The sequence below is a fragment of the Streptococcus sp. SM3 genome, assembly GCF_027497875.1.
In genome coordinates this window covers 1-10,343 of sequence record NZ_JAJNSA010000087.1, presented here as the reverse complement: position 1 = coordinate 10,343, position 10,343 = coordinate 1, and the positions used below count along the sequence as shown (strand labels likewise).

General features: G+C 43.5%; 11 protein-coding genes. 1 reads left to right on the top strand and 10 read right to left on the bottom strand.

The window, feature by feature from the left end; all coding sequences use genetic code 11:
• The 4 genes from PAN06_RS10900 to budA all read right to left on the bottom strand — a co-directional run.
• Nucleotides 1–993: ABC transporter ATP-binding protein (locus tag PAN06_RS10900; protein WP_269796309.1), on the bottom strand; the 993-nt coding region annotated here is incomplete at its 3' end.
• A 159-nt stretch (nucleotides 994–1,152) separates the two neighbouring features.
• The gene (gene murB, locus PAN06_RS10895; RefSeq protein WP_269796308.1) at nucleotides 1,153–2,058 is read right to left on the bottom strand and encodes a UDP-N-acetylmuramate dehydrogenase; all 906 of its coding nucleotides are present in this window, start codon (nucleotides 2,056–2,058) and stop codon (nucleotides 1,153–1,155) included.
• Between the two features lie 113 nt (nucleotides 2,059–2,171).
• On the bottom strand, nucleotides 2,172–2,924 hold the full coding sequence (locus tag PAN06_RS10890) for a YhfC family glutamic-type intramembrane protease (RefSeq protein ID WP_269796307.1): 753 nt from the start codon (nucleotides 2,922–2,924) through the stop codon (nucleotides 2,172–2,174).
• A gap of 9 nt (nucleotides 2,925–2,933) precedes the next feature.
• Nucleotides 2,934–3,665, bottom strand: a complete 732-nt coding sequence (gene budA, locus PAN06_RS10885; protein ID WP_000360298.1) for an acetolactate decarboxylase — start codon at nucleotides 3,663–3,665, stop codon at nucleotides 2,934–2,936.
• A gap of 338 nt (nucleotides 3,666–4,003) precedes the next feature.
• Here budA and PAN06_RS10880 point away from each other — a divergent pair, with 338 nt between their 5' ends.
• Complete coding sequence (locus PAN06_RS10880; protein ID WP_269796306.1) at nucleotides 4,004–5,275, top strand: PLP-dependent aminotransferase family protein; 1,272 nt, start codon at nucleotides 4,004–4,006, stop codon at nucleotides 5,273–5,275.
• A 20-nt stretch (nucleotides 5,276–5,295) separates the two neighbouring features.
• Here PAN06_RS10880 and PAN06_RS10875 read toward each other — a convergent pair whose 3' ends face one another.
• The 6 genes from PAN06_RS10875 to pstC all read right to left on the bottom strand — a co-directional run bounded on the left by PAN06_RS10875 (nucleotide 5,296) and on the right by pstC (nucleotide 10,310).
• Nucleotides 5,296–6,111, bottom strand: a complete 816-nt coding sequence (locus PAN06_RS10875) for an ABC transporter substrate-binding protein (protein ID WP_261096510.1) — start codon at nucleotides 6,109–6,111, stop codon at nucleotides 5,296–5,298.
• Between the two features lie 157 nt (nucleotides 6,112–6,268).
• The gene (gene phoU, locus PAN06_RS10870) at nucleotides 6,269–6,922 is read right to left on the bottom strand and encodes a phosphate signaling complex protein PhoU (protein ID WP_000946458.1); all 654 of its coding nucleotides are present in this window, start codon (nucleotides 6,920–6,922) and stop codon (nucleotides 6,269–6,271) included.
• Nucleotides 6,923–6,933: 11 nt separating this feature from the next.
• A complete protein-coding gene (pstB, locus tag PAN06_RS10865; RefSeq protein WP_261148489.1) occupies nucleotides 6,934–7,692 on the bottom strand; it encodes a phosphate ABC transporter ATP-binding protein PstB in 759 nt (252 codons plus the stop codon).
• 12 nt (nucleotides 7,693–7,704) lie between these two features.
• The gene (pstB, locus tag PAN06_RS10860) at nucleotides 7,705–8,508 is read right to left on the bottom strand and encodes a phosphate ABC transporter ATP-binding protein PstB (protein ID WP_000049848.1); all 804 of its coding nucleotides are present in this window, start codon (nucleotides 8,506–8,508) and stop codon (nucleotides 7,705–7,707) included.
• Nucleotides 8,509–8,518: 10 nt separating this feature from the next.
• Nucleotides 8,519–9,403: a phosphate ABC transporter permease PstA gene (gene pstA, locus PAN06_RS10855; RefSeq protein WP_000543046.1), complete on the bottom strand. Its 885-nt coding sequence runs from the start codon at nucleotides 9,401–9,403 to the stop codon at nucleotides 8,519–8,521.
• Nucleotides 9,393–10,310 (bottom strand): phosphate ABC transporter permease subunit PstC, encoded by a 918-nt coding sequence (gene pstC, locus PAN06_RS10850; RefSeq protein ID WP_001070903.1) that lies wholly within the window; start codon nucleotides 10,308–10,310, stop codon nucleotides 9,393–9,395. Before pstC ends, pstA begins: the two co-directional genes overlap by 11 nt.
• Nucleotides 10,311–10,343: the final 33 nt, after the last annotated feature.

The window sequence follows — 10,343 nt, the reverse complement described above, 5'->3', positions numbered from 1 at the left end:
CTCACCCACGATGGCCTTACGAGTTGAGTGGATCATCCATTCATTTCCGAGTTCGTCATAGGCGATAATTTCATAGTGAACTCCACGGAAGAGCTGGGTATCAACCTTAACTTGGAGCTTGCCTTCTTCAGGAAGGGTAATCCGCAAGTCCTCTGGACGAATAACAACCTCAACAGGTTCATTTGGCTTCATCCCCCCATCGACCGCTTCGAAGCGTTTGCCGTTAAACTCAACCAAGTAGTCCTCAATCATGGTACCTGGCAAGATGTTTGACTCCCCGATAAAGGTGGCAACAAAGTGGTTAATCGGCTCGTCGTAGATGTCCACAGGAGTTCCAGACTGGACAATCTCGCCATCATTCATAACGAAAATCCAGTCACTCATGGCGAGGGCTTCTTCCTGATCGTGAGTGACAAAGACAAAGGTAATGCCCAATCGTTGTTGCAGTTCACGCAGTTCGTACTGCATGTCTGTCCGCAATTTCAAGTCCAGCGCTGACAAAGGCTCATCCAACAAAACCACACGAGGTTGGTTGATGATGGCACGGGCAATAGCCACACGCTGACGTTGTCCTCCAGAGAGTTTACGGATGGAACGTTTTTCGTAACCTTCCAACTGGACCATCTTGAGAACTTCCGCTACGCGTTTCTCGATTTCTTTCTTATCAATCTTGCGCAAGCGAAGTGGAAAGGCAACATTTTCAAACACATTCATATGTGGAAACAAGGCATAGGATTGGAAGACCGTATGGACGTCACGCTTGTTGGTTGGGATGTCGTTGATGCGGACACCGTCCAGCAAAATATCTCCTGTCGTCGCATCCAGCAAACCTGCAATGATGTTAAGGATGGTTGATTTTCCTGAACCAGATGCGCCTAAAAGAGTGTAGAATTTCCCTTCTTCCAACTCAAAGTTGATATCTTTGAGAACCTTGGTGTTGCTGTCTTCAAAAACTTTAGAGACGTTTTTGAATTCAATAATTGGTTTTTTCAATTGTCATTTATTCCTTCTTTTTCATAGATTAACAGATCAGGGCTCTGTCAGGCCGCTACTACCTCGTGTAGGAGATTGAACTGCCTACATTCTTCTGCACTGACGATAGGCTTTCATCCCCTTTCCATGACATAGCAGCAGCTTTTTAACTAAAACTTCCTACTTGCTTTCACCTAAAATACGGACCTCTCTCTCAAGAGTAACGCCAGAGTGTTCCTTGACTTTTTCGATAACAGACTCAATCAAGTCCTCGTAGTCTTTAGCCGTTCCGTCAGCAACATTGATCATAAAACCTGCGTGTTTTTCTGACACTTCAACACCACCAATACGATAGCCTTTCAAGCCAGCTTCTGAAATTAATTGACCTGCAAAATGCCCGACTGGACGCTTAAATACCGAACCACAAGATGGATATTCTAAAGGTTGCTTGAGTTCACGTAGATGCGTCAAGCGATCCATTTCTTGCTTGATAACCTGATGGCTTCCTGGAGCAAGGGCAAATTTAGCTGACAAGACAACTGCACCAGACTCTTGAATGGCTGAGTGGCGATAACCAAAAGCCAAGTCCTTGACAGACAGGGTCTCGATTTCTCCGTCCTTAGTCAAAATCTTACAAGACTGTAAGATGTGGGCAATCTCGCCACCATAGGCACCCGCATTCATGAAAACAGCTCCACCAACGCTTCCAGGAATGCCACAAGCAAACTCAAAGCCCGTCAAACTATGACGAAGGGCAATGCGAGTTGTTTCAATCAAGTTAGCCCCAGCTTCAGCTTCGATGGTGTAGCCATCAACGGAAACGTTATTAAGCTTGTCACACAAGATGACAAATCCACGAACCCCACCATCACGAACGATGATGTTGCTGGCATTGCCAAGAACCATCCAAGGGATAGTTTCTTGATTGGCAAATTTAACAACGCGAGCCAACTCAAAACGATTTCGTGGAAAGACCAGATAATCAGCCTCTCCACCTACTTTAGTATAACTATAGCTATGCAAGGGTTCCTTGAAGCGGATATCAATTCCTTCTAAGATTTCAAGCATTTTTTCTTTTACTGACATGACACTCTTCCTTTTACAAAATTCATTCCATTATACCATTTTTAAGACCATTTGACGACCCTAAAAAAATCTTGGGCTTATTTTAAACAAAAAAAGAGGTTTCCCCCTTTTTCTTATGATTTTTTGCAAAAGATAGCCTTGGTTCCATAGGCAAGCAGAACGAGCTCTAGTGCTAGGACAACTTCAACCAAGACTGGATTGGTTAACCAGCCAACTTGGGCTAGAGATGGTGCCAGGTCAAAGAAGGCATGTAGTCCATAGGCTGCTAGGAGATAAATCCATTTCTTCTGGCGAACAGCTTGGTAAACCCAAACAGTCAAGAGTAATTGGAAACCTAGGGCCAAGATTCTCTCAAAACCAAGCAAATAAATCTGCCAGACTGATAGCGACTGAATAGTTTTCAACATATTTTCAGATAGCAATTGCATGACCTGTGGATTTTGCGTTTGAACTGCTGAGAGAACGATGTAGAGATTAATCAAACTAGTAAGACCTAGGAAAACCAACTCCAAGCCACCATGCCCCAATCCATAAGCCAAGGCATCTGCCTTTTCCAAACTTCTCTTTTTCTCCAACCATTTGAAGAAAATAAGACGAGCAGTTTCCTCAAAAAATGCTGCCATGGCTAGGCCATAGATGATATAGACAAGCGGATGGTCTTGCAAGAGGGCAATACTACCGTCTTTTTGAGGATGTAAAACCAAGATATGCACCAGTTTTTCTAAAATCTGTGAAGAGACAAAGAAGGCAACAGCCCCCAAGCCCAAGACAGCTAGATTAATCTGGTATTTCTTTTTGGCATACCAAATGCTCCCTATCAAGAAAGCCAGCAACAGCAACATGGTAATAATGATATGAATAGTCATTTTCTTCTCCTATTCTGCCTTTTCAATATCTTTTTTCATCTCGTCAACATTGAACTTAGCAAACAAGTATTGACGATCTTGGACTGGGAAACGTTGATCCAACTGGTCAACAGCTCCCACTTCGATAATTCCTTCCTTGATGACAAAATCCATGACATGACCACCGAAGGTCAAGTCATCTGAGATAAAGTGTAGATGATAGCCTGCCACACTGACACCATGAAAAATCTCTGGCGTCCAGAAACCAACGATGGTCCCTGCCACATTGTCGCGACTATATTCAGGTTGATGGGTTGCGACCTCAGCAAACTTGGTATCAGGTGTCGACTTAGGAATCATGCGCACATGCATATGCGAAAACTCCCCACGAATCTTGATTGAGCGGAAAAGATTTTCCCCATCATAATAAGACTCAATTCGTTCTTCCAATTCCTTGTCTGTCATCTCAAACCGCTGGCGGAAAATGACCTCTGCCTGGTGCGGTACTACTGCTGCATAAGGAATAAGGGCATCTGGCGACACTTCCACAATCTCTGGCTGGTCTCCTGACCCTTTGGCCTGATAAGCCTTGCCATCCAAGACAATCAATTCTCCATCAATGGAATCCAAGGTTCCCAAACCAAGGTCACCATGCTCTAGCAATTCTCCTACTGTCATGGTACCACCATAAAGTCCAGCCATCAAGGCTCCAAGGGTATTGTATTGAAATAATTTCACTGGTTCCTGCACGTTCTTATCCATTCACTTTCTTGTCTGTTATACTCAATGAAAATCAAAGAGCAAACTAGGAAGCGAGCCGCAGATTGCTCAAAGCACTGCTTTGAGGTTGTAGATAAGACTGACGAAGTCAGCTCAAAACACTGTTTTGAGGTTGTGGATAGAACTGACGAAGTCAGTAACCATATCTACGGCAAGGCGAAGCTGACGTGGTTTGAAGAGATTTTCGAAGAGTATTATTCTATAAATGTTACTCCTAAGTATACCACATTTGCCCCTAGATGTGAACGATAGAAACACCTTAGACATTGCCAAGAAAGAAAAAAAAGGGTACAATGTAACAAAATCAAGGGAGGTCTGGAATGAAGAAACAAAGCAAGTACCAAGAGGTCGTTTCCTATCTGAAAAATGGTATCGAGTCTGGAAACTTTCCGACGGGTAGTCGTCTGCCTTCTATCCGTCAACTGAGCCTTGACTTCCACTGTAGCAAGGATACTGTCCAACGAGCCCTGCTGGAATTACGGCACGAACAATACCTCTATGCCAAGCCTCAGAGTGGTTACTATGTCCTAGAACAAGGGCAACACCAGGATCTAGAAATCGAAGTCACTGACGAACATGCCAGCGCCTATGACGATTTCCGACTCTGTGTCAATGAAACCTTGATTGGCCGGGAAAACTACCTCTTCAACTACTATGATAACCAAGAAGGTCTTGAAGAACTCAGACAATCCATTCATAAACTCCTCTTTGACCAAGCTCTCTACTGCAAGGCTGACCAACTGGTACTGACTTCTGGAACCCAACAAGCCTTGTTTATTCTTTCTCAAATTTCCTTTCCTAGCCAAGCCAAGGAAATCTTGGTGGAACAGCCGACCTACCATCGGATGAATCGCCTCTTGATTGCTCAAGGTCTGGACTATCAAACGATTAAACGAGGCATTGATGGAATTGACTTGGAGGAACTGGAAGGCCATTTCAAGACAGGAAAAATTAAGTTTTTCTACACTATTCCTCGTTTTCACTATCCTCTGGGGCATTCCTATTCAGAGCAGCACAAACGGGCTATTCTTGACTTAGCTGCCAAATATGGAGTCTATATCGTAGAGGACGACTATCTGGGGGATTTGGACTCCAAAAAGGGCCAGACCTTCCACTATCTCGATACAGAGGAGCGGGTCATTTACATCAAGTCCTTCTCAACCAGCCTCTTTCCAGCCCTGCGGATAACAGCACTCATCCTTCCAAATGCTATCAAAGAAGCATTTGTGGCCTACAAAAATATCCTAGATTACGACAGCAACCTCATCATGCAAAAGGCCCTGTCACTCTATATTGACAGTCAATTATTTGAGAAAAATCGTCTAGCTCGCTTATCCAATCAGGAAGCTTACCAAAAACAAATCGAGGAAAGACTAGCTAAAACACCTTGTCCCCTTCCTCACTTTCCGCTTCATGATGGTTTATTGCTAGACCTCAGACAGTATCCTAAAATCGCCAGCCTCAAACACAGTCAGCTGAAATTGGACTTCTTTGAAGAGGCTTACTTGGGTGCCTGTCCTTATCAATTTGCCAAGGTGTCCTTAGACATTCTGGAAAAGGTTTTAAACTATTTAAAAGCAGAATTGGAATGACTTCCAACTCTGCTTTTTTCTTATTGTTCAACTTCTGTTAAGGTTGCCGCTTTTTCAAGATATTTTTGGTAGGTGCCGTCATCCTTGAGTTTTTGGATGACCTTGTCCACCACTTCTTTCAAATCAGCACTATTTTTTCTAAGGGCAACTGCATTAGCTTCGCCATCCTTCATCTTCAAGCTGACAGTTGCGACAGCTAAGTCGGCGTTTTTAGCAGCATAGCTAAGCGCAACAGGCTCATCCATGTGAACAGCATCTACTTTTCCAGCCTGCAATTCATTGACAGCTTCACCCATATTGGTTAGGGAAGTCAGCTGTGCTTTTGGCAATTGTTCCTTGACCATAGCTTCTGGAACAGTCCCTTTTTGGGCTGCAATATTAGCACTTTCAAGGCTAGTTAAATCCTTGTATTTTTCTACATCAGACTTACGAACCAAGAAACTAATCTTGTTTTCATAGTAAGGGATTGAAAAATCAAAGACTTCTTTTCTCTCATCAGTAGCGCTAATTCCTGCAACTGCTAGGTCAGCCTTCCCAGTCTGAAGACTAGTCAAGACATTATCAAAACTCATGCTTGAAATTTCCAACTTCACCCCAAGTTCATCAGCGATAGCTTGGGCCATATCAATATCTGCACCGACTACCTGGTTTTTTCCGTCAACTAAGGATTGGAATTCAAAAGGTGCATAGTCAGGACTAGTCGCCACAACTAATTTCCCCTTTTGCTTAATGGCCTCAACAGCTGACTGAGAACCATTCGAACCTGACTGGCAAGCTACTAAGAAGAAACTTGCAAGAAAACTACATAAAACAAATATCCATTTTTTTGATTTCATAAATAAACAACCTCTCTGTTAATTTTGTATAATTATAACGCTATCCAAGATGCTTGTCAAGTGTTTTTTGAATTTTTATCTTAAAAATATTTTTTTAATTCAATAAAAGGAGCTATCAGTTGATTTCTAGCTCCTTTTTATACAGAATAAATCTATTTTATAGTTCGACAATCTTACCTGTTTCAAAGTAAACAACCCATTCACAGATATTTTTGGCATAGTCTCCAATGCGTTCCAAGAAGGCAATCACTTGGAAATAATCACGACCTGTAACAATGGCATCAGGATTTTTCTTGATCTCTTCTGTAGCCAAGTCACGAATGCTATCAAAGTAATGGTTGATTTTTTCATCCATAGCTGCTACTTCATAGGCCTGGTCTACTGAACCATTCAGATAGAGTTCAAGGGCTGCTTCGACGAAATTCTTGACATCGCGACCCATTCTCTTGATTTCTTCTTCAACAGCAGGGATACGTTGTTCCCCCTTCATACGAATTGCAGCCTTGGCAATGGAAACGGCATGGTCCCCCATACGTTCCAAGTCAGATACAGCCTTCAAGACTGTCAAAACAGTACGCAAGTCCTGAGAAACAGGTTGTTGAAGGGCAATCATTTCAAATGATTTCTTCTCTAATTTCACTTCGTATTCGTTCACTTCTGCATCGTCTTCGATGACTTCCTTAGCTAAATCACGGTCGTGCGTAACAAAGGCACGTACCGTACGATTGATTTGGGATAGCACTTCTTGTCCCATAGCATAGAACTGGTTGTGCAATTTCTCTAAATCTTCCTCAAATTGAGAACGTAACATCATTTATCTCCTTATCCAAATTTTCCTGAAATATAATCTTCTGTTTCCTTGTGTTGTGGGTTGAGGAACATCTTCTTGGTCTCGTTAAACTCGATCAGATCTCCATCTAGGAAAAATCCTGTCTTGTCAGAGATACGAGAGGCTTGTTGCATGGAACGCGTAACCAAGAGCATGGTGTATTTATCTTTTAGGCCATATAAGGTTTCCTCAATCTTACCAGCCGAGATAGGGTCCAAGGCTGAAGTCGGTTCATCCAAGAGAATGATTTTAGGACTGGTTGCCAAGACACGGGCAACACAGACACGTTGCTGTTGTCCGCCTGAAAGCCCGATAGCTGAATCATGCAGGCGATCCTTGACCTCATCCCAGATAGAGGCTCGTTGCAAGGCTTTTTCTACCGCTTCATCCAGAACCTGCTTATCCTTAACTCCATTGATACGAAGCCCGTAAACAACATTTTCGTAGATAGACATAGGGAAAGGGTTCGGTTGTTGGAAGACCATACCGATTTCCTTCCGCAATTCAACTGTATCTGTACGCGGGCTGTAGATATTGTGGCCGTTGTAAACCACTGAACCAGTTGTGGTCACCTCTGGATTGAGATCCCCCATACGGTTGATAGCCTTGAGAAGGGTTGACTTCCCTGATCCAGATGGACCAATCAAGGCTGTGATTTCCTTGGGTTGGAAAGATAAGGAAACACTATTCAAGGCCTTTTTTTGATTGTAGTAAACGGACAGGTCTGATACCTGTAAAATCGCTTCTGTCATACTGTTTCCTTTCTATCCAAAGTGTCCTGTTACGTAGTCATTGGTTGACTGTAGTTTGGCATTTTGGAAAATATTAGAGGTCTTATCGTACTCAATCAAGTCGCCCAAGTAGAAAAATCCTGTGTAGTCACTAGCACGCGCAGCCTGCTGCATACTGTGGGTCACGATGATGATGGTAAAGTCCTTCTTCAATTCCAACATGGTTTCTTCCAGCTGGGCTGTCGCAATCGGATCCAAGGCTGACGCAGGTTCATCCATCAAGAGGATATCTGGTTTAACAGAGATAGCACGAGCGATACAGAGACGTTGCTGCTGACCACCTGATAGGGTCAAGGCAGACTTGTGTAAATCGTCCTTGACCTGGTCCCAAAGGGCAGCCTGACGGAGAGAGGTTTCCACAATTTCATCCAAGACTTGCTTGTCCTTAACTCCTGCACGTTCATGGGCAAAAGTGATGTTACGGTAGATAGACTTAGCAAAGGGATTTGGTCGTTGGAAGACCATTCCGATGTGCTTACGCATTTCATAAACGTTGATTTCTGGACGGTTGACATCAATCCCTTGATAGAGGATTTGACCTGTTACCTTGGCAATATCAATGGTATCATTCATACGGTTGAGACTGCGGAGGTAGGTTGATTTCCCTGAACCAGAAGGGCCAATTAAGGCAGTAATTTTATTCTTTTCAAATTGCATATCGATGCCCTTGATGGATTCATTTTTACCGTAGTAAACATGTAAATCCTTAGTAGAGAGGGCCACTTTCTCTTCAGGAAAGGTGATGATATGCTTTTCATCCCAATTATATTTTGACATGGCTTCTCCTTTAGGCAGCGGTTAATTTCTTATGTAGGTAGCTTCCGAGTTTGCGGGCTCCAAAGTTAAAGATGAGGATAAAGATAAGGAGCACGGCCGCAGAACCTGCTGATACGATGGTTCCATCTGGAATGGTACCTTCACTATTGACTTTCCAGATGTGGACAGCCAAGGTTTCTGCTTGACGGAAGATAGAGATTGGGCTAGTCACACTGAGAATATTCCAGTTAGACCAGTCTAGGGCTGGAGCGGATTGTCCTGCTGTATAGATGAGAGCAGCCGCCTCACCAAAAATACGACCAGAAGCTAAGACGACCCCAGTCACAATACCTGGAAGGGCTTCTGGAATGACCACATGGACCACTGTCTCCCAGCGAGAAATTCCAAGGGCCAGACCAGCCTCACGTTGCGTATGGTGAACGTGTTTCAAGCTGTCTTCAACATTACGAGTCATCTGAGGTAAGTTAAAGACTGTCAAGGCCAAAGCACCTGAAATGATTGAAAATCCATACTCAAACTGAACTACAAAGATCAAGTAACCAAAGAGACCCACAACCACTGATGGCAGTGAAGACAAGATTTCAATACAGGTTCTGACAAAATTGGTCACAGGACCTTTTTTGGCATATTCAGCTAGGAAAATCCCAGCCCCCATAGATAAAGGAACAGAGATAATCAAGGTGATGACCAAAAGGAAGAAGGAATTATAGAGCTGAATTCCAATCCCTCCTCCTGCTTGGTAAGAAGATGATTTGCCAGTCAAGAAAGACCAAGAGATGTGGGGCAAACCACGAACCAAGATATAGAGAATCAAGGATGCCAAGATAGCAACAATAATTCCTGCAATCGAGTAGAGGACAGCTGTTGCAATTTTATCTAATTTCTTAGCGTGCATAGTTTTTCTTTCCTCTTTCTTTCGTAATCAATTTAATCACACTGTTAAAGGCCAAACTCATCAAGAGCAAGACTAAGGCCAGTGACCAGAGAACGTTATTGTCAACAGTTCCCATAACGGTATTTCCGATACCCATGGTCAAGACAGAGGTCAAGGTCGCAGCCGGCGTTGTCAATGAAGTTGGGACAACGGCTGAGTTTCCGACCACCATCTGAATGGCCAAAGCCTCACCAAAGGCACGCGCCATCCCAAAGACCACTGCTGTGAAAATCCCTGAACGCGCTGCCTTCAAGGTTACGCGCCAGATGGTTTGCCAGCGGGTGGCCCCCATAGCCAAACTAGCTTCGCGGTAGTGACGAGGTACCGCACGCAAGCTATCGGTTGTCATAAAGGTTACCGTCGGTAAAATCATGACAAAGAGAACGAAAATCCCTGACAAAATTCCAAAACCAGTTCCACCAAAGACACTACGGACAAAAGGAACTACGACCTGCAAACCGATAAATCCATACACGACTGAAGGAATCCCGACCAGCAATTCAATGGCTGGTTGCAAGATTCTGGCACCTTTTGGTGAAACCTCGGTCATAAAGACTGCCGCACCAATGGCAAAAGGAGTTGCGATAAGGGCTGATAGGATTGTGACAATAAAGGAACCCAAAATCATAGGAAGGGCACCAAATTGTTTACCTGAAGGATTCCAAGTTTGGCCAAATAGGAAATCAAATATGTTGACCCCATTTACAAAGAAGGTCGACAAACCTTTTTGGGCTACAAAAATCAAAATCATGGCCACAATGATGACAATCAAAGACAGACAGGCAAAGGTCAAGCCTTTTCCTAATTTCTCTAGACGAGAGTTCTTTGAGGGAGAAAGTAATTTTTTAGCTAATTCTTCTTGATTCATTAGTGACTCCCTTCTAGTGCTGTCACCGTTCCT